Source organism: Pseudomonas sp. DWRC2-2 (assembly GCF_049897885.1).
GTDB lineage: Bacteria > Pseudomonadota > Gammaproteobacteria > Pseudomonadales > Pseudomonadaceae > Aquipseudomonas > Aquipseudomonas azotoformans_A.
Genome location: NZ_JAFCXD010000001.1, coordinates 1 through 24,201 on the forward strand (window position 1 = coordinate 1; position 24,201 = coordinate 24,201).

The following is a 24,201-nucleotide window of genomic DNA, read 5'->3' on the forward strand; positions in this document are numbered from 1 at the left end:
AGGCCATTGGCGCTGCTGGAAGGCTTTGGTCCAAAGGAAACCAAGGCCTACCACTACCAACTGGATCACTTGGGTACGCCGCAGGAACTCACCGATGCCAACGGCGAAATCGTCTGGTCTGTGCATTACCGTTCTTATGGCGAAATCAGCCGCCTCGACATCAACAAAATTGACAATTCGCTACGTTTCCAGGGCCAATACTTCGACCCAGAAAGCGGGCTGCACTACAACCGTCACCGCTACTACAATCCGGATATTGGTCGCTATCTGACGCCGGACCCGGTAAAGCTAGCGGGTGGGATCAATACGTACCAGTACGCACCCAATCCTACCGGATGGGTTGACCCGTTAGGGTTGAGCTCATGCCCTGGCGGAGATGGCTGCAAACCACACACGAATACAGAAAACTCAAACACACCGCTAAAGGTAGACGAAGGCTCTCCTTCGCTACCAGCATCAAATAAAAGACAAGAATATTTATATCGAGGAGACTCAAGGCACCCGGACGAAATTTTTGAAACCGGCTTTGAGAGCAGAGGAAAAAGCACTGACCTCTACTTACACTCGCAAAACAATGCGAGTCCACCAAGCAATTTTGTGAGTACATCAGTATCAAGAGAACAAGGGCTGACGTTCGCAACATCCTTTGGGTTTGAGGAAGGCTATCTTTACACCCTAAAGAAAATCCCGGGTCGGGATGTCAACAAAGAGCTAGGTGTTTTATCCGACTATAAAAAGGAACGCGAAATTGCCATACCAAACCGGATAGACACTAAGGATATTCTAGGAGCCACACCCGTCCACGATGATGGAACAGACAAAGGCTACTCACTAATCAATCCAAACAGAAAATAACCAATGAAAAAACTCGATATCACCATAATCAAAAACGCACAAAGAGAGACCGCTACACTTGAGCTCGACAGAGCAACATCAACCTTGTCTATAGCATTTGCTGACGGCACACAAAAAACATATTCCGACATAGATATATATGTATGCTTTGGATTACTAAGAAGAGAGTTTAGTGAAATAGCTTTTTTATGCAAAGGCTCAAAGGTGAGTGTTTACCCTTCAGCAATGGCATCTCAGATGTCAAGCGGGTTAGTTGCTTATGAGGTAACGATGGGTGAACCCGACGCGAAACTCGTCCGCATATTCGATTACGAAGAAAATGATCTCACAAACGATATCAATGAACAGATCACTTACCGGAATGAATGGGCTGAGTCTCTGCAAAGCCTTTAACAACCGGAGTCTACCTCACTCGGACCGGAACGATGATGGAATGTAAAAAAATACTAGTCATTTCCAAAAATAAAAAACTTGAAACGACCGTAAAATATGATCCAGCCAAATGCATGATGACGTTTTCAGAATCAAACAACTTTGGAAAAATCTATCATGGAAGAGACATATACATCTGCTTGGCAAAAGTAAGAGCAGAATTCCCCCATATAACTTTCTTATGCAAGGGAGCAAAAATAAATGTCACACCCTCCAGAATGGCTTCCCAGATGAGCGCCGGGCTAGTCGCATATGAATTAACTCTAGGCAAGCAAGCCACATTTGACGACATAGTTCATCTATTTGACTATGAAGACAACAACCTAACAAACAACCCACAAGAACAAGTTGATTTTTATAAAAAATGGCTTGCATCTTTAGGGGCGCAAGACCATGAAAAATTTAACTAGATCTTACAAAAGCTAACCATTCACAAAATCTACTGGCGGCGAGCAAACTTACTCGCAGGACCTTGAAGCGACCCTGCCCAAGCGATGGATGTTTTTAGGTAAGTTCGCACGGTCTGCATTAGGGCTGCTCCGCAGCCCAACGCAGGGCAAGCCTGCTCACTACAGTAATCGTGTTCACCCAGCAACAAACGAACTCACCAGCCGTCCCTCAACATCCGCAATTCCAAATGCTGCAACAACATAATCGTCTTCCCATCCACAATCTCCCCACTCTGCACCATCCCCAGCGCCTGCTCGAACCCCAGCTCCAACACCTCGATATCCTCACCCTCCTCTTCCAAACCGCCTCCGCTCCCCACCCGATCCCCCGGCTGATACTCACCGATAAAAAAGTGAATCCGCTCCGTCACCGACCCCGGGCTCATGAACGCCGCATAGATCTTCTCCACATACCTCACGCGATACCCGGTTTCTTCTTCCGCTTCCAGGCGAATACGTTCTTCGGGGCTGGCGTTGTCGAGCAAGCCGGCTGCCGCTTCGATCAGGTAGCCGTGGTAGTCGTTGACGAACGTCGGCATGCGAAACTGGCGGATCAATAACACTGTGCGCTGCTCGCGGTTGTACAGCAGGATGGTCGCGCCATTGCCGCGGTCGTACACCTCGCGGGTCTGGGCTTGCCAACTGCCGTCGCGGCGGCGCAGGTCGAAGCTGTATTTTTTCAGCAGGTACCAGTTTTCCGAGAGGGTTTCTTCGGCGGTGATGCGAACGGGGCTGTGGTCCATGCTCGGGCTTCTCAAGAAAAGGGTTGTGTTTGTTTGATGCTGTTCCAGGCAGCGGCGACTGCTTCGGCGCTGCCCGCTTTGATCCGTGCCAAGTTGCGCGGGTAGTCCACCCCTGGGTTTTCGGTGAAGCGCGTGGCCGTGAATTGGCCGTTGCTGGCGCGCAGGATATAACCCGTGTCCTCGCACTGCTCAGAGGCTAGGAACAGCACCCCCGGCGTCACCCAGTCAGGCTTGAGTTCATCCGGTTCTTCGGTCACGCCCCACATGCGCGTCTTGGCGACCGGCGAGATTGCATTGACCTTGATCCCGGCCTCCACGCCCTCATGGCTCAACGCGTTCATGATCCCCAGTTGCGCCATCTTGCCCGCGCTGTAGGCCACCAGGCCGGTCTGCTCATATTGCGCATACATGGCACGGTCGGAGGTGGTGAGGATGATGCGCGGTGCAGATGAGCGCAGCAGGTGCGGCCAGGCGTGCTTGCACAGCCATAGCGGTGCGTAGAGGTTGATGTCCATGGCGCGTTGCAGGAACGCGGCGTCGAGGTCGGCGATGGCCTGGTAACCGACCCAGCCGGCGTTGTGAATCAAGATGTCGAGTTGGCCGAAGGCCTCGATGGCGTACGCGATCAGTTGCTCGCAGCCCGCGTTCGTGGACAAGTCACCCCCATGGCCGAGCACGTTCAAGCCGTCGGCCTGCAGGGTTTCTGCCGCAGCCTGGACCACCGAGGCATCGCTGCCCGCGCCGGCATTGTCGGCACCGATATCGCTGATCACCACCCGTGCGCCGCCCAGGGCCAAAGCCCGTGCGTAACTGAGCCCCAACCCGCGTGCGCCGCCGGTGACGAGTGCGGTTTTGCCTGTGAAATCCATGTGCTTGCTCTCCTGTTCGGGCCGCCCACCCTAACAACCTCGGCGCGCCTTGTTCAATGCTGTAATACTTTGCAAGCAATCCCCGTTGACGGCTGTCGAATTAATTCCTGCCCGATTGGGCCATCTGGTAAAACCCCTGCTTCACCTTTTTCCTGGAACCTTCATGTCCTCTCGTTTCTTCTCGCGCCTGAGCCTGCGCTGGTTTCCCCTGGTGTGCATGGCGTTGTTGATCGTCGGCCTGCCGGTAGGCTGTGCTGTGCTGCAACACAAGGAGCGCGAGCTGGTGTTTCGCATCGAGCCGGGCACCGCCAGTTGGTACAGCGGCTTGCCCAAGGCAGTGCAGGAATTCGAACTCAAGCCGGCCAGTTTCAAAGCCGGACAGAATATCCATGGCTGGTGGTACCCGGCGGACAAGAAAGACGCGCCCGCCATCCTCTACCTGCACGGCGTACGCTGGAACCTGACCGGGCAACTGTTTCGCATCGAGCAACTGCACGCCCTGGGTTATTCGGTACTGGCTATCGACTATCGCGGCTTCGGCCAGAGCCACGGCGAGCTGCCGTCGGAAACCACCGTTTATGAAGACGCGCGCATCGCCTGGGAGCGTTTCCAGGTGCTGCAACCGGACCCGAATAAACGCCTGATCTACGGGCACTCACTCGGCGGCGCAGTGGCCATCGACCTGGCTGCCGAGTTGGGCAGGCAAACACCGCTGCCGGTGCGCGGGCTGGTGATCGAATCCACCTTCACGTCGCTGGCGGATGTGGCCACGGCCGTGGCGAACACCTCATTGCCGGTGCGCTGGTTGCTGTCGCAGAAATTCGATTCCATCGACAAGATTGCCGATATCCATATGCCGCTGCTGGTGGTGCATGGCCTGGATGATCGTTATGTGCCGCCGCGTTTCAGCCAGCACTTGTTTGAAGCCGCCCAGGAACCCAAGCGGCTGTTAATGGTGCCCGGTGCCAGCCATAACAACAGCATGAGCCTGGCCGGTCGCAGTTATGGCCAGGCGCTGGACAAACTGATGCAAGCGAAGATGCCGGCGCAGGTAGTCACACACTCCACAGGTCGCAGCGGCGACTCGTAAAAGCGTATTTCGGCACTGGGTTCGCGCTTGCGTGTCAAGCGCAAACCCTGCCCATGCTGGGCCAAAACAGAAGTTGATCAAATAATAACCTCTGCCGAAATCGCCAACCCTGCCGGGGCTTCGCAAAGTTATCCACAGAGATACCCACGGTTTTCGTGGACAACTCTTTTTATATTTTTACGTTTTTTTTGCTCAGCAAACCTTTTCAGGAAATGTACCCGGCAACAAAATCTCGCGATTCACATCGCGTATATCGTTATACCCACACAAGGCCATCGACACGTCCAACTCACGGGCGATGATCTCAAGCGCCTTGGTCACACCCGCCTCGCCCAACGCGCCCAGACCATACAAATGCGGGCGGCCGATCATGGTGCCCTTGGCGCCCAATGCCATCGCCTTGAGCACGTCCTGGCCGGAACGAATGCCACCGTCTAGCCACACCTCAATGCGCTCGCCCACCGCTTCGACAATCGCCGGTAACTGGCTGATGCTCGAAGGCGCACCGTCCAGTTGACGACCGCCGTGGTTGCTCACCACCAGTGCGTCGGCGCCGGCATTCGCGGCCAGGCGTGCATCCTCCACATCGAGGATGCCCTTGATGATCAACTTGCCGCCCCAGCACTTCTTGATCCATTCCACATCGTCCCAGCTCAGGCGCGGGTCGAATTGCTGGGCGGTCCAGGACGACAGCGAACTCATGTCTGCCACGCCGTTCACGTGCCCGACGATATTGCCAAAACCGCGGCGTTTAGTGCCGAGCATGCCCATCACCCAGCGTGGCTTGGTCGCCATGTTGAGGATATTCGGCAAGGTCAGTTTCGGTGGCGCCGACAGGCCATTGATCAAATCCTTGTGGCGCTGGCCGAGGATCTGCAGGTCGAGGGTCAGCACCAGGGCATCCACACCGGCAGCCTTGGCGCGCTCGATCAACTGTTCGATAAAGGCGCGGTCGCGCATCACATAGAGCTGGAACCAGAACGGCTGGCCGACGTGCTCGGCGATGTCTTCCAGGGAGCAGATACTCATGGTCGACAAGGTGTAACGCAGGCCAAATGCTGCGGCGGCGCGCGCGGTCAGAATCTCGCCATCGGCGTGCTGCATCCCGGCCAATCCGGTAGGCGCCAGTGCCACCGGCATAGCCATCTCCTGGCCGATCATCGTGGCGCGGATCGAGCGTTGATCAATGTTGCGCGCCACCCGCTGGCGGAACTTGATGCTGGCAAAATCGCTTTCATTTGCCCGGTAGGTGCTCTCAGTCCAGGAGCCGGAATCGGCGTAGTCGTAGAACATCCGTGGGACACGTTTTTGCGCGAGCTTGCGTAAATCTTCGATGGTTGTGATCAACGGCATCTAGGTCACCTCTCCCTGAACTGAATGCTGAGAGTAACCGCCCATCGACTGCGCAACCAGCCATTGCGTTTAGATAGCTGCACGGCTAATCTCGCACAAACCCGCAGAAAAACGCACAAACATGCACAACACTCATCAAGACATCGACCTGCCTTCTTTGCGCAAACAGAAGATCCTGTTGCTGCTGGAGCGCGACGGTAAAGTCACCGCCTCGGAACTGGTGGAACACTTTGCCGTGTCCCAGGACACCATCCGCCGCGACCTCGGCGAACTCGCCGCCGCCGGGCTGTTGCAACGCGTCCACGGTGGCGCCCTGCCCCGGCCCAAGGACACCGGCAAAGACTTTTTCACCCGCGTCGGCGAGACCAATGAGGCCAAGCGTCACCTCGCCCGGCTGGCGGCAGACCGTGTGGAAGATGGGCAAATCGTACTGTTCGATTCCGGCTCGACCACGCTGCAGATTGCCCAGTCATTGCCGCGCTCGATCCGCCTCACCGTGGTCACGACATCACCGATGATCGCCATCGCTTTGGCCGACCATCCTGACGTGAAAGTCATCCTCACCGGCGGCCAACTCAACCCAGCGACGCTGTCCACCAGCGGCCATGAAACCGTGCGAATGATCCAGGGCATCAAGGCCGACCTGCTGTTTACCGGCGTCTGCGCGCTGCACCCGCAAGTGGGCATCAGCTCGCTGCATTTTGATGAAGTGGCGGTCAAGCAGGCACTGCTCGACAGCGCCTCCCATGTGGTAGCGGTGACCATGGCCGACAAACTCGGTGCCGTGGAGCCTTTTGTGGTGGCACCATGCAGTCGCATTCACACGTTGATCACGGAGTGGCATGTGCCGAGTGTGGAAGCGTATGAGCAGCTGGGATTGGAAGTATTCCGGGTGGAAGTCTAAGTGCTGATTAGAACAGCACCTTGGCGGCATCGCGCATGAAAATCTCAATGGTCTTGGGCCCTACACCGTCGAATTCCCCTAGGCGTTTTTCGAAGGCCTGACGGTCATCACTGGCTCTACGCATGTGGGTGATCTTGCCTGCGTACTCAGCATTCAACTTGGCACTGAGGTCGAGCAAACGTTGTGCGGTGGTTTCGTCATAGCGCACATAACGCGCGCGTCCGAGCATGGCGACCAACTCACGCGATGTGCAGTGCTGCAGCTTGCGCGCCGTGTCGCGGCCCTGCTCTTCAACGATCACCTTGTAGGCCTGTGCGGCAATCGGAGCCTGGATGCGCTTGCCCATCAGGAAGCTGGCGATAAACCACTTGAAGAGGCCGCCATCATCGTCGGGTTTGAGCTCGATGCCCAACTCCGACGCGGTGATAGAACGAGCCACGATCAGTGGTCCAGCTTGCGCTCGGCCTTAGCGGCCTGTTCATTGATGGCATCGGTCTGGCGCTCGGTGTCCTTGATCGAGGTGGGCGTCAGCACTTTGTCGACGGTTTCGGTATTGGGATTTGGACGTTCCAGGGTCTGGCCTTTTGTGGCTTTATCAGTGCCCTGCTGAGCTTCTTCGGAACTGATGGGTGCTGGGGTCTTATCGGCAGTCATGGTGTTTCTCCAATCAGTGAATGCCCGCAAAAATGTCGGGCACCTGTGCAACAGAAGCCACCCGCCTTGGATAGTTCAAGGAAATTGGCCGCGCCAACCGCCCAGGAAATAAGCGCAAATTAATTTAAACCTTTGCCGCCCGGGCCGGATCAACTTTCCCATATCCCATCCTTCGCATCCCCATCAGGAGACACTCGATCATGAGTACAAACCTTAACGGCAAGAAGATTCTGGTCATCACATCCAACACCGGTATCGAGCGCGATGAACTGCTCAAACCCCTGGAAGCCTTGCGTGGATTTGGCGCAACGGTAACCCATGGCTCCAGCAAAGGCGGCACCACCCAGACCTTCGTCGGCGACACCGAAAAGGACACAACAGTTGAGTCCGATGCGAAGCTGTCCGAGCTATCGGGCAGTGAGTTCGATGCACTGGTGATCCCCGGCGGCACTGTTAACGCGGATACCTTGCGCCAGGATGCAGCGGCGCTCACGTTAATCAATGAGTTCGTCAAAGCGGGTAAAATCGTGGCGGCAATCTGTCACGGCCCGTGGGCATTGATCGATGCCGGTGTGATCAAGGGCAAGACCCTGACCTCCTATAAAAGCGTACGTATCGACTTGGAAAATGCGGGTGCCGCAGGCTGGGTCGATGCCGAGGTCAAGGAATGCCAGGCCAATGGTTGGACGTTGATAACGTCGCGTACACCGGACGATTTGTCAGCGTTCAGCGAGGCCATCGCCAAAGCTGTCGCCGGCTGACTCTGAGCAGAAAGAAAACAGGCGCCGCAATGGCGCCTGTTGTCTGTTCAGGCCCGACTCAACTTTTACGCTGCTCGGGCATCTCGCGTTTGGGCCCGAACATCGCCCAGGCGATAAGCCCAAACAACGGCACAAAAATCAGAATGACCAGCCACAATCCTTTCGACTCCCAGCCCCCCGTGCTGCGCAGTACGATGTTGATGGCCCAGAGTTCCAAGAGCAGCAGAATCACCGCCAGCCCGATCCAGATGTATTGAATTTCCATGCTTCACCTCCTAGGTCGTATGCATTAGGTCAAGCGATGGCTGCGAGGGTTCATTAAAATTTGCGTCAACTGATTCGGGTTGTGGAATGCAACGTGTCACAGACAACATCATGCAACCTGCACGACACGCTTCACCTTCAGATTATCGTAGGCCATTGAATTAATTGATAAATTAAAAATAGCCCAAGTTGGTACAACTGATGCAACAGAGTACGGAACGAGGTATGCATTTCGACATGCCCTGATTATTCCCGTGAGGTGTCATCCATGAACGCCATTGACCTGCTCAAAGCCGACCACGAACGCGTGAAGACCCTATTGACCCAATTGAGTGAGTCCACCGAACGCGGGGTCAAAAAACGCACTGAGTTGTTGGCCAAGCTGGAAGCAGAAATAAGCCTGCACACCAAGCTCGAAGAAGAAATCCTCTACCCGGCGTTCAGGAAAGCCGGCGGCAAGGAGCAGGACATCATGTATCACGAGGCCAAAGAGGAGCACCGCACTGTCGATTCCTTAGTACTGCCGGACCTGAAGCAGACCGAACCTTCGACTACGGAGTTTTCCGGTCGGGTCAAAGTGGTCAAGGAGCTGCTCGAACACCACATCGAGGAAGAAGAAACCGAGATGTTCCCGCAGGCTAAAAAACTGCTGGGCAAAGCCCTGCTTGAAGAGTTGGGCGCTGAAATGGAAGCGATGAAAGCGGCGCATAAAAAATTGCAGTCGACCAAGCCCATGGCGGCCTGATCGAGGCATGACCCGAGCCTGGAGGAAAGCCAGGCTCTTGATGCATCACGATAGGGGATTGCGTCATGAAGACCTGGTTGCCCCAAAGGACTTTACTCATAGTCGTCGGCCTGTCAGCCCTGCTCGCCGGCCCCGCCTTCGCCGCATTTGGCGATAACCCCGAGCCGGCTGCGAGCGCGTTGAGTAGCGACAGCGCTGCCGGTTCAGCACTGCCGCCGGGAACCTACCCCAGCAGCCCCGCCGACAGCGACAAGAAAACTAAGGAAACTGAAAAGCAACCGAGCAAGCCGGCTAAACCTGCCGACCGCCAGCAAAAAGAAACTCAGCAAAAACCCCGCTCAGGCAGTTGACGACTCATCCTTCACCGGCGGCTCAGGCGCAAGCCCCCAGTCGCCGTGTTCGTACCAATCATTACCGAGCATCTCAGCGGGGTGCATGGTGCGGTCGGCGCCGTTGCCGCAAGCCAGGTCGGCCGCGCCACAGTAGCGGTCGCAGCCCCAGCAGATGCGTTCGGGGTGTTTGGGGTGCAGCGGAAAAGGCTTGGCCATGGCTGTGATCCTTACTCCGGACAGAGCCCCCACCCTACTGCTGACGCGCGGCTGTGGACTTGACTGAAATCAAACCCACAGTCCGCACTGTTTCGGCGCCCGCTTCAGGCTAAACCTTGAACCGCGCCACCGTCTGGTGCAGCGCCCCCGCCATGCCCGCCAGGTCATGCCCCGCCGTCTCGGTATGCAACGCCCCTTGCAGCACCTGCTGCGACAAGTTGCGAATGCCCACCAGGTTGCGATCCACTTCGCGCGCCACCAGGGCCTGTTCCTCGGTGGCGCTGGCGATCATCATGTTGCGCTCGTTGATCTGCGAAATAGACCGCGTGATCTCATCCAAGGCTTCACCCGAACGCTGTGCCACGCCAAGGGTCGCCTGTACGCGCTCGCTGCTGCTGTGCATGGCCGCAACTGCGTGCTCGGTGTCCTGGCGGATGTTGCCGATCATCTGCTCAATCTCCTGGGTCGACGCCTGGGTGCGATGGGCCAACGCGCGCACCTCATCGGCGACCACCGCAAAGCCGCGTCCGGCATCGCCAGCACGGGCCGCTTCGATGGCGGCATTGAGGGCCAGCAGGTTGGTCTGGTCGGCAATGCTGCGGATCACTTCCAACACGCTACTGATGTCTTGCACGCGACCCGCCAGTTGCTGGATGCGCTCGGAGGTTTCCACAACACCGGTGGCCAAGGTGTTGATCGACGCCACGGTTTCCTGCACCTGGGCACGGCCGCGCTGGGCGGTCTGTTCCGACAGGCGTGAGGCCTCGCTGGTGCTCACGGCGTTGCGCGCGACTTCATCCACGGCGGCGGTCATTTCATTCACCGCCGTCGCCGCCTGTTCGATTTCATGACCCTGGGACTGCAAGCTACTGCTGGTCTGGCTGCTCACCGCGCTGAGTTCCTCGGAGGAACTGGCCACGCCGTCCACCGATGCCGCGATGTGGCGCACCATCTGGTTGAGGTTCTGCTGCATCTGATGCAGGTTGCGCATCACACTGCCCTCGGCGCTGTTGCCCACCGGCACGTTGATGGTCAGGTCGCCCTGGGCGATATGGCTCAACACGCGCGCGGCTTCGTCCGGCTCGCCGCCCAAAGGACGGATCACGCTGCGGGTGACGATCACGGCGGCAGTCACCACCAACGCCACGCACAGCAAAAGCAGCCCGATCATGTTGCGTCGGGCGTCGTCGTACAGCGCCTGCGCGGCCTGCTCACGCTCGGCGAACAAACGCCCTTGCATGGCCATCAACGCGTCCAGGCTCTTGAACACTTCAAGCTCGGCCGGCACCACCTGCTGCTTCAGCTGGGCCAGGCCCTGCTCGCGGGCGCCTTGCTTGATCAGCGCCTGCACCTGCGTGAACGCCGCCACATAGGTTTCACGATGGGCCTTCAAGGTCGCGTAGGCTGCCTTGCCTTCAGCGGTATCGAGCAGCGGTTCTAGGGTGGCGAACGCCTGGGTGATGCGCTGCCGAGTGGTGCCAATGGCGTCCTGGGCCTGCTGGTTTTCCTGGTCAATCAGCAGGTCGCGGGTGTTGCGGCCGTTATCGCGCACGCCGGTGGCGATCACCATGATCGGGGCGATTTTGGGCCAGTCCTGCTGCACAATCTGCTCGGATTGTTGCTTGAGGGTCGCCAGGTCGTGCAAGGCGTAGAACACCAAACCGACCAGGGCCAGCGGCGCAATCGCGAAACCGATGACAATGCGTTGTGCCGTGGTTAACTGCTTCATTCTGAACATTCCTTGATGAAAGCCTGCCCACCATGGGCAGCATCGATAAAAACCGGCTGAGGGTGCGGGTCACCCTCGCAATACAAAAACGGGAAACAACTCGCGCAGACGGCCCCACAGCTCCGGCAATGCGACCTGTACCGGGGCACTCGGCAGTTGCGCGTCGAGCATGCTGGCGGTGCGCACCCTCTGCACGACGAAGCGCTGCACGCCACGGGCTTGCAAACGTTGGGCCAGGAGCAACAGGCGCGCTGGGTCGATCAGGTGCCAATGCACGGTGGTGCGGCATTCATACTCCACGCCGCTGGCGAGCATGCCGGGGTAGTCGAGGGTGGTCAGGGGCACCAGGCTCCCGACCCGCAGCGCTCGACTCATTGGCGCCCGGCCGCAGCGGCGGCTTCAGTGAAATGCACGCGCTCCGTGTGCTCGGATTGCTTGCCGGGGTTGCAGGCAGTAGCCACCCCAATAGTCGGGCCGATGCGGTTGTCGACCGGCGAAACGCTCGGTGACCTCACGCAGGCGTCCTTCCAACTCGTTGCGATGGGCCAAGGGTTGGCTTTGGGGCGAGGCCCAGCTGCCCAACTGGCTGGCGGCCGGGCGTGCGTCGAAATAGTCGTCCGACAGCTCGGCAGCGGCCTTCACCACCGGACCTTCGATGCGCACCTGACGCTCCAGGCCCGACCAGAAAAACGTCATGGCGGCATGGGGGTTGTCCGCCAGTTCCTGGCCCTTGGCGCTCAGGTAGTTGCCGAAAAAGAGCGGCGAACAGATGGGCCAGCAGAAACAGCAGGTAAAGCATGGTGGCCTCGCAGGTCGCGTCGAGGCTCCAGTGTGGTCGGCCTGACGCTGCCAAACCTTGATGCCGATCAAGCTAAACGCGCACGCCGAGCATGCCGGCGGTAATGACCAGTGTCGCCAGCGCACCGATCCCGATCACCGTCCAGGTCAAGGTCGCGCAACGTGTTTCGCTCACCCCATGGTTGCGCAGTACCCCGCGCAAACCGCAGGCCAGGTGCGCGATCAGCAGGAACACCGCCAGGGAGTAATGCGGCACCAGGCGGATGCTCCAGGCATCGGCCAGCAAGCCCACCGGTTCGGCCACGGCCCAGGCGTAATCGGTGTCGGTGCCGAAGTAGCGTGCCAGGGTGAACACTGAGTTGATATGAGAGGCGATAAACAGCGCCAGGTAAGCGCCGGAGGCCGTCTGCAAGGCATCCAGCAGGTCGGCGCGCTGCTGGGTCCTGGGGCGGATCAGCACCAGGCCGCTGAGTATCTGGAAGAAGAACGTGACAATGATGATCGGTTCCAGCCAGCCATTGCGGTAGACCCCGCGCAACACCTCCATCACCGCCCGATGCGCATCGCTGCCCAGCACGCCGAACAGATGGTTGAACAGATGCGGCGCCAGGAACACCAGCAGGATCGCCACCGACGCAATGCCATGGGCAACCCGCAGCTTGACGTAGGTACGCGCGTGCCGACTGAAATCAATGCTCGGCAATGTGCTCGACACCATCGAGAAGTAGGCGATCAACGCCAGCCACAGGCCGCTCCACACCCAGAGGTCATGGCCATTGATCTTCATCAAGTACAACAACACGCCCATCAACGTGTAGGCCGGCGGCGCGGCCACCGCCAGGCAGGCCAGGCGCCGTGCAAGTACCACCCGTGCCGTCATCACCGGCTGTATGCCTGTGACGAAAACGCAGTAGAACGCCAGCACCGGCACCGCATAGGCACTCAACATCAACGCCAGCGTCACCGGCGCGCCAGCCTCGGCGACATGGGCCTGGTTGCTCCATTGCAGCGCCCAGGGGTAATAGAGCGCGGCAGCGAATGGCAGCAGCCAGAGCCATTCGAGCCGGGTGTGGGTGAGCTTTTGTACGCGTGACATGACAACGTCCTTACTCATGGATTTTCCCTCGCGACCCTACGGGCTGGCCCGCGGGAAACCCAGGTCCAATCCCACGCTTTTTGCCTACTCCACTGCGCTAGAGCAACGGGATGCTGTAGCTGACGATCAACCGTGTCTCGTCCTTGTCGGCCGTGTCGTTACCGCGCTGCGCCAGGTAAATCCCAGACCTTTCAAGGTGCCGGTGGGGATCACGTAATCCAGGCGCAAGTCGCGCTCCCATTCACTATTGTCGCGGCTCGCGGTGCGGATATGGCTGCCGTGCAGGTAGGTCACGCTGGAGCGCAGCCCCGGCACGCCAAGGCTGGCAAAGTCATAGGCGTAGCTGCCAACGGTGGCCTGTTCACCGGCATTCACGAACTTCAGCGACTGGGAATTGGTGATCAGGTACAGGGAGCGGCCCTGGCCCTGGTTGATGTGCGGGAAGTCACTTTGCCCGCTGGTTTTCTGGTAGCCGAGGCTCAGCGAGTGCCCACTCAAGGCATAGGTGAACATCGCGCTCCACAGGCGGTTGTCGACCTTGCCCGCATTGACGCCCGGACCGTAGTAACCCGAGCTGACGTAACCTTCGCCGCGCCCGGCAGCGCTGCCATTCTTGCCGTCGGCGGTGCTGTAGAAATACCGCAGGTCGCTCTTGAGTTGGCCCACCGGCAGTTGCCAGTTGTGCACCAAACCGAGGAAATGCTGCTGGTAAAAGTTCTCGAGGCTCGCGTAGTAGTACTGCACCTGCAACTGCTTGCTGACGGCGTAGTCCACGCCGCCGTAATAGAACTGGTTGCTCGCCTTGCCTTTGATGGGGTCGTTGGCACCGGCAATCGACAGGCCTTGGCCATTGCTGGAGTTACGGTCCATCACCTGCTCGATCTTGCCGGCAATCAGGTTGACGTCCTTGAAGTCCCTGGACTCCACTTGATACCCCCGGAAGGTCTGGGGCAACAGGCGACCGTCTTCGGTGGTCAGGATGGGCAGCTTGGGCATCAGGCTGCCGGCCTTGAGTTGGGTCTGGGCGATCCGCATCTTGCCGGTGACGCCGGTCTTGCTGAAGTCATGGGCAGCCTTGCCATCGTCCAGCGGGAAGACGCTGCCGGGGGTGTTGTCTGCGCCGGCCTTGCCCGCCCGGCCCGAAGCGTCCAGGCGCAAGCCGTACCATTCTTGCAGATCCACGCCCAGGCCGACCGTGCCCTCGGTGAAACCCGACTGGTAATTGAACATGAAGGCCTGGCCCCACTCCTTGTCCGAGGCGGCCTTGGCGTTGCGGGTGTCCTGGTTGTAATAGAAATTGCGCAGGTCGAGGCTGGCTTTGCTGTCGTCGATAAAACCCGACGCAGCCGCCTGCTGCGCGGCGCCGAGGGAGACGGCGAGCGCCAGGCAAGTCTTGTGGTTCATGAAGGCTCCGAGAAGTGATTGAGGCGATCCCGCCGGCGCCCTGTTTTTTTGTCGGCCAGGTGCTGCGGCATTCAGCGGGAGCGCGCACGGTATAGGGTTGGGGCACAGGGAAAAAGCCGGCAAAACTGCCAATCACTTTTTCAGTTTGGGTAACAATCCGGCAAACGGTGAGCGCGTATCCAGCAGCGAGGTGCGGATGAAGTGCAGATAACTTTCCACCCGGCGCAACGCCGAGGTTTCGAAGTGTGCCTCGAAGGGTTCTACGCTGTGCTGCACACACTCGATCGCCTGTTCCACGGCGGCCAATGCTCGCCGCCATGGCTTATGCTCCGGCTTCAGGAACAGGCGAACCAACGCCCGCCCCATGGCACGTACCGCTTGGCGCCAAGCGGTGGACTCGGCGTAGCAGGCCAGCGTCGGCAGCTGCGCCTGCTCGCGGCGCAGTTCGATAATCGCGTGGCCCACGTCCAGCACCACAAAGGTCCAGCGCAGCAGGCGGTGTTGCACCTGGGGCTGGCCGGCCGACAAGCCATGGGCCTGGTTCAAGAGATCACGCGTGCCGCTTTCGAAGCCTGAGCCCAGCGCCGGCAAAGGCGCGTTGATGGCGAACACGACGCGGCGGCGCAGGTCCTGTTCCAGCCGACGCCACAACCACGGACTGTTGGGCGGCAGGATGATCGCCCCGGCTGCCGCGCACACCAGCATGCCAAACACCATGGCGAGGTAGTCGTTGATCAGGCCATAAGGGTTGTAGAGCGTGGGGTTGCCGGGTATCGAACTGGTGCCGAAAAACACCAGCATGCCCAGGCCGTAGCCCGCCCATTGCGGCTTGGCCAGCAGAAACGAACCGAGCATGATCACCGGCGCAATCACCAGGCACAGCAAGGGGAACCCATCGATCTGCGGGTAGACGAAGAACACTTCGAAAATGCCGATCACCGCCGCTGCCAGCGTCCCGCAGGCAATCTGGAACGACATCCGCCGGGGGTTGGTGGAGAATGCCGACAGCCCCACCGTCAGCGCAGACACCAGGGTCATTGCCGCGCCGCTGGGCCAGGCGGTGGCGATCCACAGGGCGCACAACACCAGCAATACCAGCCCTGCACGCAGGCCTGCCGCCACCGCCGCCAGCCAATTGGTCTGGGGTTGGAAAGGCTCGGCCCAGCGCTCACGCACGGGGTGATGGTCGGCCAGGGATGCATGGGTCTTGGCGTAGCGGTGCAACTCGTCGGCGAAGCGATAGAGCAGCTCGCACGCTGTGTGAAAGTCCAGCCAATCGTCGGCGTGGGGATGGGCGCGCAACAGCTCGGCGCGCAGGTGACGGATCTGCATCGGCAACCCCTGCGTGTAGCGTTGCAGCCGTGCCGACAGGTGCGCCGCATCCAGGTCCGTCAGTACCTGGCCGGCGAACGGTTCCAGCACCTTGACCAACGCAACCAGGCCTGGGTCGACGGCGTTCAGCACTGCCGTGGCACCGCGCACCTGCAAGCGGTCCAGCAACTGATGCAGGGCATTGAAGCGTGTGGTGATGGACATGAACTCGACATTGAGGCGATCAAGCCGGCCCTTGCGTCGGCGCAGTGCAGGGTCTTCGAACACGCTGACGCTGCGCAACCCTTCCAGGCCCACCGCTTCGGCAATGAAGCGCAGGTTGGTGGCCTCGAATGCCGCCTGATCGTGGCTGCCGCGCAGCCCACTCAGCACAAATGCGGCGAAGCGGCCGAAGCGCTGATAGAGGGTATTGCGCAGGGCGGCGCCTGCCGTATTGGGCAACAGCGTTGCGCTGACCAAGGTGGCGCACAGCACGCCGAGGGTAATTTCCAGCACGCGCCAGACCGCCGCCATGAACACCTGCTCCGGGTGCCCCACCACCGGCAAGCCGACCATGACCGCCGTGTACCCCGCCAACACAAACCCATAGGCACGAAAGTGACGATTGCGCGCCGCACCACACGAACACACGCCCACCCACAACGCCAGGCCACTCAGGAACAGCTCGGTGCTTTGGGCAAACAGGGCCATCAACAGCACCATGAACGCCGACCCCACCAGGGTGCCGATTACGCGATAAACGCTCTTGGCCAGGACATGCCCGCTGAACGGCTGCATCACGATAAACACCGTGGTAATCGCGGTGCTGGGCTGCGGCAATTCCAGGCGCATCGCCAGCCACAGCGCGAGGTACGACGCGATCAGCACCTTGAACAGGTAGACCCACATCACCCCATCGGTGCGCGCCCATTCCAGGAAACCCCGACGCCAGGGCAGCGCTGTCAGCCAGCGCGAAAAATCAGTGAGTGATGGCACGAAAAGACGACTCCCGACAAGCTGGCTGGCACACAAGGCCGGCGACTTTAGGCAGTTGTGCCAGGGTCGGTAAGTCATCCAGAACGTGAATGACTGTTACGCAAAACTCCACAATAAATAGCGTTTACAGCGCCCAGCGTCTTCATGTCACACTGGAAAAACTCGTCATCCCTGGTAAGCCCCGATGGACATTCTGCAGAACATGCGCATCTTCCGTTGCGTCGCCGAAGCCGGCAGTTTCACCAGCGCGGCCTTGCGCCTGAAGACCAACACCACCCACGTTTCGCGCTCGATCTCCAACCTGGAGGCCCACCTGCGCACGCGCCTGTTCAATCGCACCACGCGCCGCATTGCCCTCACCGAATCCGGGCAACGCTACCTGCTGCGGTGCGAGCAGATCCTGCATTCGATCGAAGAAGCCGAAGTGGAAGCCGGCGATGCCCACACCCGTCCTATCGGCCAGCTCAAGGTGCATTCGATGACGGGCATCGGCCAGCATTACGTCGTGGACGCCATCGCCCGTTACCGCCAACACTATCCGGACGTGACCTTCAACCTGAGCATGAGCAACCGTATGCCCGACCTGGTGCACGAAGGTTTCGACGTGTCCATCGTGCTGGCCATTGACCTGCCGGACTCCAGCCATGTTTCGCAAAAACTCGGGACGACCTACAGCATCGTCTGCGCATCGCCCTCCTACGTGAAGAATCATGGCATCGCGCAAGTTCCCAAGGACCTGCTCGACCACGCCTGCCTGCGTCTGGTCAGCCCCGTGATCCCCCTGGAGGACTGGACGTTCGACGGTCCCAACGGCAAGGAAAACGTCATCATCACCCACTCGCCGTTCCTGGTGGACTCGGTCGACGCGATGAAGACCGCGATCAGCAATGACATGGGTATCGGCATTCTGCCGGTGCACGCCGCGATCAAGGGCTTGCGCAGCGGCAGCCTGGTCCGCGTACTGCCCGACTACCGCCTGGAAGAACTCAGCCTGTACGCCATTTACCCTTCCCGGCATTACCTGGATGCCAAGATCAAGACCTGGGTGGAATACCTGCGCAGCTCTCTGCCGGAAGTGCTCGCCGACCATAAGGCCGTGCTGAAAACCCGCGTGCCTCTCAGCGTTGTCGAGTCATAACGACTACAGCTCGTCATTGCGACTACAAAACTCTGCAGTCAAAATGACCTTATTCATACTATCTGATTGATTTATATAAAGTTATTAGCTGGCATGGTTCCTGATGGGTGTGAAGTGAATCTTCGACACTCACAGAGAGATCACCATGAGCAATGAATTCAACCAACGCCTTGCCGTCGTCACCGGCGCCAGTTCCGGTATCGGCCTGGCCGTGACCCAGCGCCTGCTCGAACGCGGTGCGAAGGTGGTAGCGATGTCGCGTCAATGGGGTGGGCTCGGCGAGCTGGCCGAGACGTTTGGCGAGCAGTTGTCGTGGCTCAGCGGGGATGTGACCAAGGCTGCCGACCTGGCACGACTGGCGCAATTGGCAGCATCGATCGGCCCCGTGGATTGCCTGGTGCCAAACGCGGGGATTGCACAGCTGGCCGACGGGCTCGACCTGGCGGCGTTTGACCGACAATGGGCGGTCAACGGGGCCGGCGCGCTGAACACCCTGGGCAGCCTGCGCGGGCAGTTGGCAGCGCAGGCGTCGGTCGTGTTCATCGGGACGTTCCTGGAGCAAGTGACCTTTCCCGGATTGGCCGCCTACATTGCCTCAAAAGCCGCGTTGCGGGCCCAGGTTCGCACCCTTGCGGTGGAGCTGGCGCCCCACGGCATTCGGCTGAACATGGTCTCGCCCGGCCCGACCGCCACCCCGATCTGGAGCACGCTGGGGCTCAATGACGAGTCACTCGGTTCCGTGGCGAAGACCGTCAACGCACGGCTGCTCGACGGGCAGTTCCTGGAGCCCGGCGCGGTGGCCGATGTGATCCTGTTCCAGCTGAGCCAAGGCGCACGCAGCGTATTCGGCCAGGACTGGGTGGTGGACGGCGGGTATACCTTGCGCTGATCACGCCCGTGCAGGCAGGCCCTTGGCACCACCGAATGCCAGGGCCTTCCAGGCGATCACCAGCAGCGACAACACGGCAAAGACCAACCCGCAGCCAATCACCCCGGTGGTGCCGAAAGCATTGATGAACAGACCGCCCATGGACGCGCCGATCACCACGCCGGCATTTGCCGACGACACGTAAAGGCTGGTCGCGAACTCATGCGCCTGGGGTGCCGAAGACGTGAGCCAGACTTGCGTGACGACCAGGCCGCAGGTGTGGGCCGCACCCCAGAGCAACACGATCACACTCATCGACCCCCACGACAGGCTGCCAAACCCATACAACACCAGGTATGCCGCCGCCAACACCACCGGATACCCCACGGCGGTCACCACCAGGTGTCGACTGAGCACACGCCCCACCAGCAGATTACCGACCACGCCGCCGATGCCAAAGATCACCAGCATCAGGCTGATGGTCTGGCCGTCCATGCCGACCTGGGTCTTGAGATATTCGGCGGCGTAGCTGTACACCGAAAACATCGTGCTAAAGACCAGCACGGTGGCAATGATCGCCAGCCACACCGAGAGGCTGCGCAGCACGGCCAGTTGCTTGCCGAAACTCAACGGCGTCGCGCGCGCATGATCGGGCAGTTTGATCCACACACCCAACGCCGCCACTGCCGTCGCCAGTGCACAAAAATAGAACGAGGCTTCATAGGAAATACGCGCGCCCACCCAGGTAGTCAACGGCACGCCCAGCACCAGCCCGAGGGTGGTACCCACTACCGCCAGGGCCGTGGCATGGGCCGCGCGCTCCTTGGGGTACAGCGAGACCGCCGTGGAAAATGCCGCAGCAAAAAACACCGGGTGCAGCATGGCCGGGATCACGCGCAGCGCCATCAGCGTTTCGAAGTTCGGCGCGTACGCCGACAACACACTGCACACCGAGAACCCCAGCAATGCCCCCACCAGGATCTTCTTGCGCGCCAGCCGCGAGGCCAGCAACACCAGGAACGGCCCCAGCACCGCGACGATCAACGCAAACAAGCCCATCAACCACCCCGCCTGGGACACGCTGATACCGAAACGCTCGACGATCATCGGCAAAATGCCCACCACGCCAAATTCCAACGTGTACAGGCCGAACAACCCAAGAATGAGGTAGATCACGGGCTGACCTCGATCACCACTTTGCCGAAAGCGCCACGCTGCAAATGAGCGAAGGCTTGAGGCACCTCGGTAAACCGGTAGGTGTGGTCGATCACCGGGGCAAGGGTGTGTCGATCCACCATGCGGATCAGGTCTTCAAAGGCGCGGCGCGGGCCCACGGCCGCGCCGACAATGGATGCGCGCTTGGCCAGCAGGCTCATCAGCGGCGCGCTCAACTGGTCACTCTCCAGCAAGCCGATCACCGAGATACGCCCGCCGTTGGCCACCGCTTGCAGTGAGCGCGCCAGGTTGTCGCCGCCGGCCATTTCCAGCACATGCTCGGCGCCGCGTCCGCCGGTGAGTTCCAGCACCGCGGTGTGCCAGTCCGGCACGCGCCCACGGTGGATGCCATGGGTCGCGCCCAACTCAACGGCACGCGCAATTTTTTCATCGCTGCTGCTGGTGATGATCACGCGGGCGCCGTGGGCCGCCGCCAGTTGCACGGCAAACAGCGACACGCCGCCGGTGCCTTGCACCACGACAGTCTGGCCAGCGTGCAGGTGGCCGAGTTCAACCAGGGCCATCCAGGCGGTCAACCCCGCCACGGGCAAGGTGCTGGCTTGAGCAGCGCTCAGCGAGCGTGGCGCCAGTACGCACCACTCGGCGGGTGTGGCCACGTATTCGGCGAGCATGCCGGGGATCGGACCGCCTTGTGGCGGTGCCTCGGCCCAGGACAATGGCTGGCCATCGACCCAGCCGGCAAAGAAGCTCGACAGCACCTGGTCGCCCACTTTGAAGCGTTGCACGCCCTCGCCCACCGCCACCACCGTGCCCGTCATGTCCGAGGCCGGGGTGAAGGGAAATTGCAGGCTGGCGCCCATGCCGTTTTCCGCCACTTCGGCATCACGGTAATTGAGCGATACCGCCGCAACGCGCACCAGCACTTCCCCGGCCTTGGCGACCGGTCGCGGCACGCGGGCCAGGTGCAAGGTGTGAAGACCAAAGCTCGGGATTTCCCAGCGCTGCATCATGTCGGTCATGTTCAAGTCTCTCGTGAAGGATTTGGCGCAAGGATAAGAACCGCGCTTCACGGGATTAAGTAGGGGGCAGTTCCTGTGTCTACGGAGCTTTCATTCCGCAATGCCGGCAATTGCGCTAGGGTAGCGGCACTTCCCGTCGCCAATCGGTGCATCGATGGACAGCCTCACCACCCTGAATGCCTTTGTGCAGGTCGCCCACACCCACAGTTTTGTCGGCGCCGGCCGTGTGCTGGGCATCACTGCATCGGCGGTCGGCAAAAGCGTGGCGCGGCTGGAGGAGCGCCTGGGCGTCCGGCTGTTCCACCGCAGTACGCGCAGCGTGACCCTGACCGCCGAGGGCGAACTGTTTCTGGAGCGCAGCCGGCGCATCCTGCTGGAGATCGAGGAAGCCGAGGCGGAGTTGTCCCAGGTCAGCCAGGCGCCCCGTGGCCGTCTCAAGGTCAGCCTGCCGCTGGTGGGTCATCCGTTTCTGCCGGTACTGGCCGACTTCAAGAAGGACTATCCCGACGTCGAGTTGGACCTGAGCTTCACCGACCGCCGCGTGGACGTGGTGGAAGAAGGCTACGACGCGGTGCTGCGCAGCGGCGAAGCGCCGGACTCGCGCTTGAGCTCACGGCTGGTCGGGGACTACCGGATGATCGTCGTGGCAGCCCCTGCCTACCTCGCCAGCCGAGGCACGCCTGGGCAACCGAGTGACCTGGCCGCGCACAGCTGCATCCTGTTCCGCTTCCCCAATACCGGCAAGTTGCAGCGCTGGCCGCTGCGCCAGGACGGCGTCGAGCTGGACATACAGTTGCCCGCCGCGATGATCTGCAACAACCTTGAAGCCAGGGTGTGCTTTGCGCGCCAGGGCATTGGCCTCGCTTACTTGCCTGACTTTGCCATACGTGAATGGCTCGAAAGCGGCGAATTGGTGCAGGTGCTGCACGACTGCACCGAACGCGGCAGCTTTCGCATGATGTGGCCGTCGAGCCGGCACCCGTCGCCCAAGCTGCGCGTGTTTATCGACTTTCTCAAGGCGCGGCTGTTTGCCTGATCAGGCGTGGTCAAACCGCTCACGCGCACGGCGGAATTCATCGCCCTTCTCCACCACCCAGGTCCACAACGGGATCATATGCACCAGCAGTTCCGTACCCAGGCTTGACAGCTCGTATTCAACCCTGGGCGGTACTTCGCGAAAGTCATGGCGCAGCACTAAACCGTCACGTTCCAGCTGGCGCAAGGTGCGGGTCAGCATGCGTTGGGTCACGCCCTGCATGCGCCGGCCGATCTCGGCGTGACGCAGGCGCCCGCTCACCCCCAACACATGCACGATGCCCAAGGACCAGCGGTTTCCCGCGTGGGTCAGCACCTCGCGCTTGAGGCCATCGTCGTCGGCGCTGAGGGCGTCGCAGGCGGCTTGCGACCGGCGGATGATCTCGTCGTTATCCATGGAAGAGCCTCGGTATCACGGGTGTGCCTTCTTATGCGCAGCGATTAATTCTGCAAGCATGCCACGACTTTCCACACAGACGGAGCCTCCTATGACCCCCTCTTCCCTCCTGGTACTCGGTGCCGGCGAACTGGGCATGGCCGTGTTGCACGCACTGGCCGAGCTGGCCGAACCCCGCACCACACGCATCGCTGTACTGCTGCGCCCCGCCAGCCTGCACTCGGCGGCCGCCAACACCCTGCGTGAGCGCGGTGTAGAGCTGGTCGTCGGTGATCTACAGAACGATAGCCAACGTGCGCTCGCCGAACGGTTTGCGCCTTTCCACACCGTGATCTGCTGCACCGGTTTCGCCGCCGGCCCCGGCACCCAACGCAAGCTGGCACGCGCGGCCATTGAAGGCGGCGTGCAGCGCTATGTGCCGTGGCAATTCGGCGTGGATTACGACGTGATCGGTCGCGGCAGCCCGCAAGACACGTTCGACGAACAACTGGATGTGCGCGACCTGCTGCGCGGGCAACAGGCCACTCAATGGCTGATCATCTCCACCGGCATGTTCACCAGTTTTCTGTTCGAGCCGTCATTTGGCGTAGTCGACCTGGCGCAAAACCGCGTGCATGCCCTGGGCGACTGGGACACCGCCGTCACGGTCACCACACCGGAGGATATCGGCCGGTTGACCGCACGCATCGTGCTGGCCGAACCGGCGCTGAGCAATCAGGTGGTGTTCACCGCCGGCGACACCCTGACTTATAGGCAATTGGCGGACACCGTGGACGCCACCCTCGGCCTGCAACTCCAGCGCGAAGCCTGGTCGGTGCCGACGCTGCTGGCCGAGTTGGCCCAGGACCCCGACGACAACCTGAAGAAGTACCGCGCGGTATTCGCCCAGGGTAACGGCGTGGCCTGGGACCCCGCCGTGACTTTCAATGCCGGGCAGCGCATTGCGGTGACAGACGTCGAACAATGGATCCGACAGCACCTCAAGGCACCGACGACCACCCACTGAAACCACCCGACGCCTTTAACGGGCACCAGGCGAAATCCCAGGGAGACGGCGGTAACGCTTGCGGTTCGACGCCGAAAAAGCGGGGGTCTTTCCAATCGACAACCCGTGACGCCTGCCAGGCCAGGGCCACTCCCTGGGCCTGGCTTGCGTCCGTATTGACCCAGCGCGCGGCAGCCGCCGCCATGAACGCCTCGATCGGTTCGTCATCGATCTGCGCCCGGTACGGCGAACCCAGCAGCCAACGGCAGACATTCAGGTGATAGGTCCAATCCAGCGGCGGCCGGTGGCGATAAGCCCAGGTCATGAAGCTGCGGAACAGGTTCAATCCTTCAGGCGGATCCAGCTTGAGCAGCGCCGGGCAGATATCGAACAGGGTGTGCCAATACGGCAACAACCGCGCATCCAGGTGCACGAAGTTGCGGGAATTACTCGGGTATTCAGGCGGCGCCGGTTCCGCGTGCAGGCGGCGGGACGCCTTGCTGACCAGGCGGCTGGCGCCTGCGGGCAACAGGTGGTTCATGAAACGCACTCACAGTCATGACGAGGGAATGCCTCCCGATC

The 24,201-nt window shown here is 60.4% G+C and carries 26 protein-coding genes and 4 pseudogenes; 12 read left to right on the forward strand and 18 right to left on the reverse strand.

Annotated features, from left to right (window positions below; all coding sequences use genetic code 11):
• The 3 genes from ACP7EW_RS00005 to ACP7EW_RS00015 all read left to right on the forward strand — a co-directional run.
• Window positions 1–855, forward strand: an 855-nt coding sequence (locus tag ACP7EW_RS00005; RefSeq protein WP_426214390.1) for an RHS repeat-associated core domain-containing protein, incomplete at its 5' end; no start/stop codon positions are given.
• Window positions 856–858: 3 nt separating this feature from the next.
• Complete coding sequence (locus ACP7EW_RS00010) at window positions 859–1,248, forward strand: hypothetical protein (RefSeq protein WP_426214392.1); 390 nt, start codon at window positions 859–861, stop codon at window positions 1,246–1,248.
• Window positions 1,249–1,283: 35 nt separating this feature from the next.
• Window positions 1,284–1,697 (forward strand): hypothetical protein, encoded by a 414-nt coding sequence (locus tag ACP7EW_RS00015; RefSeq protein ID WP_426214394.1) that lies wholly within the window; start codon window positions 1,284–1,286, stop codon window positions 1,695–1,697.
• Between the two features lie 194 nt (window positions 1,698–1,891).
• On the opposite strand, the gene ACP7EW_RS00020 is transcribed toward ACP7EW_RS00015, so the two are convergent.
• Both ACP7EW_RS00020 and ACP7EW_RS00025 read right to left on the reverse strand, forming a co-directional pair.
• Entirely contained in the window at window positions 1,892–2,479 is a 588-nt protein-coding gene (locus ACP7EW_RS00020; protein WP_426214396.1) for an NUDIX domain-containing protein, read from the reverse strand.
• An 11-nt stretch (window positions 2,480–2,490) separates the two neighbouring features.
• A complete protein-coding gene (locus ACP7EW_RS00025) occupies window positions 2,491–3,348 on the reverse strand; it encodes an SDR family NAD(P)-dependent oxidoreductase (protein WP_426214398.1) in 858 nt (285 codons plus the stop codon).
• 163 nt (window positions 3,349–3,511) lie between these two features.
• Between ACP7EW_RS00025 and ACP7EW_RS00030 the strand changes: the two genes are divergently transcribed.
• Window positions 3,512–4,438, forward strand: coding sequence for an alpha/beta hydrolase (locus ACP7EW_RS00030; protein WP_426214400.1), 927 nt, complete (start codon window positions 3,512–3,514; stop codon window positions 4,436–4,438).
• A gap of 192 nt (window positions 4,439–4,630) precedes the next feature.
• On the opposite strand, the gene ACP7EW_RS00035 is transcribed toward ACP7EW_RS00030, so the two are convergent.
• Entirely contained in the window at window positions 4,631–5,791 is a 1,161-nt protein-coding gene (locus ACP7EW_RS00035; RefSeq protein ID WP_426214402.1) for an alpha-hydroxy acid oxidase, read from the reverse strand.
• 121 nt (window positions 5,792–5,912) lie between these two features.
• Here ACP7EW_RS00035 and ACP7EW_RS00040 point away from each other — a divergent pair, with 121 nt between their 5' ends.
• The gene (locus ACP7EW_RS00040; protein ID WP_426214404.1) at window positions 5,913–6,695 is read left to right on the forward strand and encodes a DeoR/GlpR family DNA-binding transcription regulator; all 783 of its coding nucleotides are present in this window, start codon (window positions 5,913–5,915) and stop codon (window positions 6,693–6,695) included.
• Between the two features lie 7 nt (window positions 6,696–6,702).
• Here the strand turns inward: ACP7EW_RS00040 and ACP7EW_RS00045 are convergent, their stop codons facing one another.
• Together ACP7EW_RS00045 and ACP7EW_RS00050 are read right to left on the reverse strand one after the other, a co-directional pair.
• A complete protein-coding gene (locus tag ACP7EW_RS00045) occupies window positions 6,703–7,134 on the reverse strand; it encodes a DNA methylase (protein WP_269130915.1) in 432 nt (143 codons plus the stop codon).
• Window positions 7,135–7,136: 2 nt separating this feature from the next.
• The gene (locus ACP7EW_RS00050) at window positions 7,137–7,349 is read right to left on the reverse strand and encodes a hypothetical protein (protein WP_426214406.1); all 213 of its coding nucleotides are present in this window, start codon (window positions 7,347–7,349) and stop codon (window positions 7,137–7,139) included.
• Window positions 7,350–7,549: 200 nt separating this feature from the next.
• Between ACP7EW_RS00050 and ACP7EW_RS00055 the strand changes: the two genes are divergently transcribed.
• Window positions 7,550–8,110 carry a type 1 glutamine amidotransferase domain-containing protein gene (locus ACP7EW_RS00055; protein WP_426214408.1) on the forward strand — a complete coding sequence of 187 codons (561 nt, stop codon included), beginning with the start codon at window positions 7,550–7,552 and terminating at the stop codon, window positions 8,108–8,110.
• Between the two features lie 58 nt (window positions 8,111–8,168).
• Here the strand turns inward: ACP7EW_RS00055 and ACP7EW_RS00060 are convergent, their stop codons facing one another.
• On the reverse strand, window positions 8,169–8,375 hold the full coding sequence (locus ACP7EW_RS00060; protein WP_028616597.1) for a PLDc N-terminal domain-containing protein: 207 nt from the start codon (window positions 8,373–8,375) through the stop codon (window positions 8,169–8,171).
• Between the two features lie 267 nt (window positions 8,376–8,642).
• On the opposite strand from ACP7EW_RS00060, the gene ACP7EW_RS00065 reads away from it, so the two are divergent.
• Window positions 8,643–9,119: a hemerythrin domain-containing protein gene (locus ACP7EW_RS00065; RefSeq protein WP_369005988.1), complete on the forward strand. Its 477-nt coding sequence runs from the start codon at window positions 8,643–8,645 to the stop codon at window positions 9,117–9,119.
• Window positions 9,120–9,184: 65 nt separating this feature from the next.
• Window positions 9,185–9,469 carry a hypothetical protein gene (locus ACP7EW_RS00070; RefSeq protein WP_426214411.1) on the forward strand — a complete coding sequence of 95 codons (285 nt, stop codon included), beginning with the start codon at window positions 9,185–9,187 and terminating at the stop codon, window positions 9,467–9,469.
• Here ACP7EW_RS00070 and ACP7EW_RS00075 read toward each other — a convergent pair.
• From ACP7EW_RS00075 to ACP7EW_RS00110, 8 genes and pseudogenes are all read right to left on the reverse strand, one after another.
• On the reverse strand, window positions 9,458–9,667 hold the full coding sequence (locus ACP7EW_RS00075) for a DUF3079 domain-containing protein (RefSeq protein WP_426214413.1): 210 nt from the start codon (window positions 9,665–9,667) through the stop codon (window positions 9,458–9,460). The two genes, ACP7EW_RS00070 and ACP7EW_RS00075, sit on opposite strands and share 12 nt — an antisense overlap.
• 109 nt (window positions 9,668–9,776) lie before the next feature.
• Window positions 9,777–11,396: a methyl-accepting chemotaxis protein gene (locus tag ACP7EW_RS00080; protein WP_426214415.1), complete on the reverse strand. Its 1,620-nt coding sequence runs from the start codon at window positions 11,394–11,396 to the stop codon at window positions 9,777–9,779.
• Between the two features lie 69 nt (window positions 11,397–11,465).
• Window positions 11,466–11,711, reverse strand: a pseudogene (locus ACP7EW_RS00085) (anaerobic ribonucleoside-triphosphate reductase activating protein); the annotation flags it as partial.
• A 56-nt stretch (window positions 11,712–11,767) separates the two neighbouring features.
• Window positions 11,768–11,851: pseudogene (locus tag ACP7EW_RS00090) on the reverse strand (anaerobic ribonucleoside-triphosphate reductase); the annotation flags it as partial.
• Window positions 11,832–12,152 (reverse strand): annotated as a pseudogene (locus tag ACP7EW_RS00095) (pyridoxine/pyridoxamine 5'-phosphate oxidase); the annotation flags it as partial. The pseudogenes ACP7EW_RS00090 and ACP7EW_RS00095, both read right to left, overlap by 20 nt.
• Before the next feature lie 115 nt (window positions 12,153–12,267).
• Window positions 12,268–13,290 carry a hypothetical protein gene (locus ACP7EW_RS00100; protein WP_426214417.1) on the reverse strand — a complete coding sequence of 341 codons (1,023 nt, stop codon included), beginning with the start codon at window positions 13,288–13,290 and terminating at the stop codon, window positions 12,268–12,270.
• Window positions 13,291–13,387: 97 nt separating this feature from the next.
• A pseudogene (locus tag ACP7EW_RS00105) lies at window positions 13,388–14,694 on the reverse strand (OprD family outer membrane porin).
• A 132-nt stretch (window positions 14,695–14,826) separates the two neighbouring features.
• On the reverse strand, window positions 14,827–17,001 hold the full coding sequence (locus ACP7EW_RS00110) for an FUSC family protein (protein WP_426214419.1): 2,175 nt from the start codon (window positions 16,999–17,001) through the stop codon (window positions 14,827–14,829).
• A gap of 184 nt (window positions 17,002–17,185) precedes the next feature.
• On the opposite strand from ACP7EW_RS00110, the gene ACP7EW_RS00115 reads away from it, so the two are divergent.
• Window positions 17,186–18,139 carry a LysR family transcriptional regulator gene (locus ACP7EW_RS00115; RefSeq protein WP_033901866.1) on the forward strand — a complete coding sequence of 318 codons (954 nt, stop codon included), beginning with the start codon at window positions 17,186–17,188 and terminating at the stop codon, window positions 18,137–18,139.
• Window positions 18,140–18,284: 145 nt separating this feature from the next.
• A complete protein-coding gene (locus ACP7EW_RS00120; RefSeq protein ID WP_033901865.1) occupies window positions 18,285–19,028 on the forward strand; it encodes an SDR family NAD(P)-dependent oxidoreductase in 744 nt (247 codons plus the stop codon).
• Here the strand turns inward: ACP7EW_RS00120 and ACP7EW_RS00125 are convergent, their stop codons facing one another.
• Together ACP7EW_RS00125 and ACP7EW_RS00130 are read right to left on the reverse strand one after the other, a co-directional pair.
• A complete protein-coding gene (locus tag ACP7EW_RS00125; protein WP_426214422.1) occupies window positions 19,029–20,183 on the reverse strand; it encodes an MFS transporter in 1,155 nt (384 codons plus the stop codon).
• The gene (locus ACP7EW_RS00130) at window positions 20,180–21,202 is read right to left on the reverse strand and encodes a zinc-dependent alcohol dehydrogenase family protein (protein ID WP_426214424.1); all 1,023 of its coding nucleotides are present in this window, start codon (window positions 21,200–21,202) and stop codon (window positions 20,180–20,182) included. The genes ACP7EW_RS00125 and ACP7EW_RS00130 overlap by 4 nt, the downstream gene beginning before the upstream one ends.
• Before the next feature lie 154 nt (window positions 21,203–21,356).
• Here ACP7EW_RS00130 and ACP7EW_RS00135 point away from each other — a divergent pair, with 154 nt between their 5' ends.
• Complete coding sequence (locus ACP7EW_RS00135; protein ID WP_426214426.1) at window positions 21,357–22,238, forward strand: LysR family transcriptional regulator; 882 nt, start codon at window positions 21,357–21,359, stop codon at window positions 22,236–22,238.
• On the opposite strand, the gene ACP7EW_RS00140 is transcribed toward ACP7EW_RS00135, so the two are convergent.
• Window positions 22,239–22,634, reverse strand: a complete 396-nt coding sequence (locus ACP7EW_RS00140) for a winged helix-turn-helix transcriptional regulator (RefSeq protein ID WP_177111421.1) — start codon at window positions 22,632–22,634, stop codon at window positions 22,239–22,241.
• 91 nt (window positions 22,635–22,725) lie between these two features.
• On the opposite strand from ACP7EW_RS00140, the gene ACP7EW_RS00145 reads away from it, so the two are divergent.
• Window positions 22,726–23,640, forward strand: a complete 915-nt coding sequence (locus ACP7EW_RS00145; protein WP_426214428.1) for an aromatic alcohol reductase — start codon at window positions 22,726–22,728, stop codon at window positions 23,638–23,640.
• Here the strand turns inward: ACP7EW_RS00145 and ACP7EW_RS00150 are convergent.
• On the reverse strand, window positions 23,615–24,160 hold the full coding sequence (locus tag ACP7EW_RS00150) for a putative natural product biosynthesis protein (RefSeq protein ID WP_426214430.1): 546 nt from the start codon (window positions 24,158–24,160) through the stop codon (window positions 23,615–23,617). The two genes, ACP7EW_RS00145 and ACP7EW_RS00150, sit on opposite strands and share 26 nt — an antisense overlap.
• Window positions 24,161–24,201 lie beyond the last annotated feature (41 nt).

Bases quoted from the DNA above. Each gene is read 5' to 3' on its own strand.
- ACP7EW_RS00010 (WP_426214392.1), top strand. From the start codon at position 859: ATGAAAAAACTCGATATCACCATAATCAAAAACGCACAAAGAGAGACC.
- ACP7EW_RS00015 (WP_426214394.1), top strand. From the start codon at position 1,284: ATGGAATGTAAAAAAATACTAGTCATTTCCAAAAATAAAAAACTTGAA.
- ACP7EW_RS00020 (WP_426214396.1), bottom strand. From the start codon at position 2,479: ATGGACCACAGCCCCGTTCGCATCACCGCCGAAGAAACCCTCTCGGAA.
- ACP7EW_RS00025 (WP_426214398.1), bottom strand. From the start codon at position 3,348: ATGGATTTCACAGGCAAAACCGCACTCGTCACCGGCGGCGCACGCGGG.
- ACP7EW_RS00030 (WP_426214400.1), top strand. From the start codon at position 3,512: ATGTCCTCTCGTTTCTTCTCGCGCCTGAGCCTGCGCTGGTTTCCCCTG.
- ACP7EW_RS00035 (WP_426214402.1), bottom strand. From the start codon at position 5,791: ATGCCGTTGATCACAACCATCGAAGATTTACGCAAGCTCGCGCAAAAA.
- ACP7EW_RS00040 (WP_426214404.1), top strand. From the start codon at position 5,913: ATGCACAACACTCATCAAGACATCGACCTGCCTTCTTTGCGCAAACAG.
- ACP7EW_RS00050 (WP_426214406.1), bottom strand. From the start codon at position 7,349: ATGACTGCCGATAAGACCCCAGCACCCATCAGTTCCGAAGAAGCTCAG.
- ACP7EW_RS00055 (WP_426214408.1), top strand. From the start codon at position 7,550: ATGAGTACAAACCTTAACGGCAAGAAGATTCTGGTCATCACATCCAAC.
- ACP7EW_RS00060 (WP_028616597.1), bottom strand. From the start codon at position 8,375: ATGGAAATTCAATACATCTGGATCGGGCTGGCGGTGATTCTGCTGCTC.
- ACP7EW_RS00065 (WP_369005988.1), top strand. From the start codon at position 8,643: ATGAACGCCATTGACCTGCTCAAAGCCGACCACGAACGCGTGAAGACC.
- ACP7EW_RS00070 (WP_426214411.1), top strand. From the start codon at position 9,185: ATGAAGACCTGGTTGCCCCAAAGGACTTTACTCATAGTCGTCGGCCTG.
- ACP7EW_RS00075 (WP_426214413.1), bottom strand. From the start codon at position 9,667: ATGGCCAAGCCTTTTCCGCTGCACCCCAAACACCCCGAACGCATCTGC.
- ACP7EW_RS00080 (WP_426214415.1), bottom strand. From the start codon at position 11,396: ATGAAGCAGTTAACCACGGCACAACGCATTGTCATCGGTTTCGCGATT.
- ACP7EW_RS00100 (WP_426214417.1), bottom strand. From the start codon at position 13,290: ATGTCACGCGTACAAAAGCTCACCCACACCCGGCTCGAATGGCTCTGG.
- ACP7EW_RS00115 (WP_033901866.1), top strand. From the start codon at position 17,186: ATGGACATTCTGCAGAACATGCGCATCTTCCGTTGCGTCGCCGAAGCC.
- ACP7EW_RS00120 (WP_033901865.1), top strand. From the start codon at position 18,285: ATGAGCAATGAATTCAACCAACGCCTTGCCGTCGTCACCGGCGCCAGT.
- ACP7EW_RS00130 (WP_426214424.1), bottom strand. From the start codon at position 21,202: ATGACCGACATGATGCAGCGCTGGGAAATCCCGAGCTTTGGTCTTCAC.
- ACP7EW_RS00135 (WP_426214426.1), top strand. From the start codon at position 21,357: ATGGACAGCCTCACCACCCTGAATGCCTTTGTGCAGGTCGCCCACACC.
- ACP7EW_RS00140 (WP_177111421.1), bottom strand. From the start codon at position 22,634: ATGGATAACGACGAGATCATCCGCCGGTCGCAAGCCGCCTGCGACGCC.
- ACP7EW_RS00145 (WP_426214428.1), top strand. From the start codon at position 22,726: ATGACCCCCTCTTCCCTCCTGGTACTCGGTGCCGGCGAACTGGGCATG.
- ACP7EW_RS00150 (WP_426214430.1), bottom strand. From the start codon at position 24,160: ATGAACCACCTGTTGCCCGCAGGCGCCAGCCGCCTGGTCAGCAAGGCG.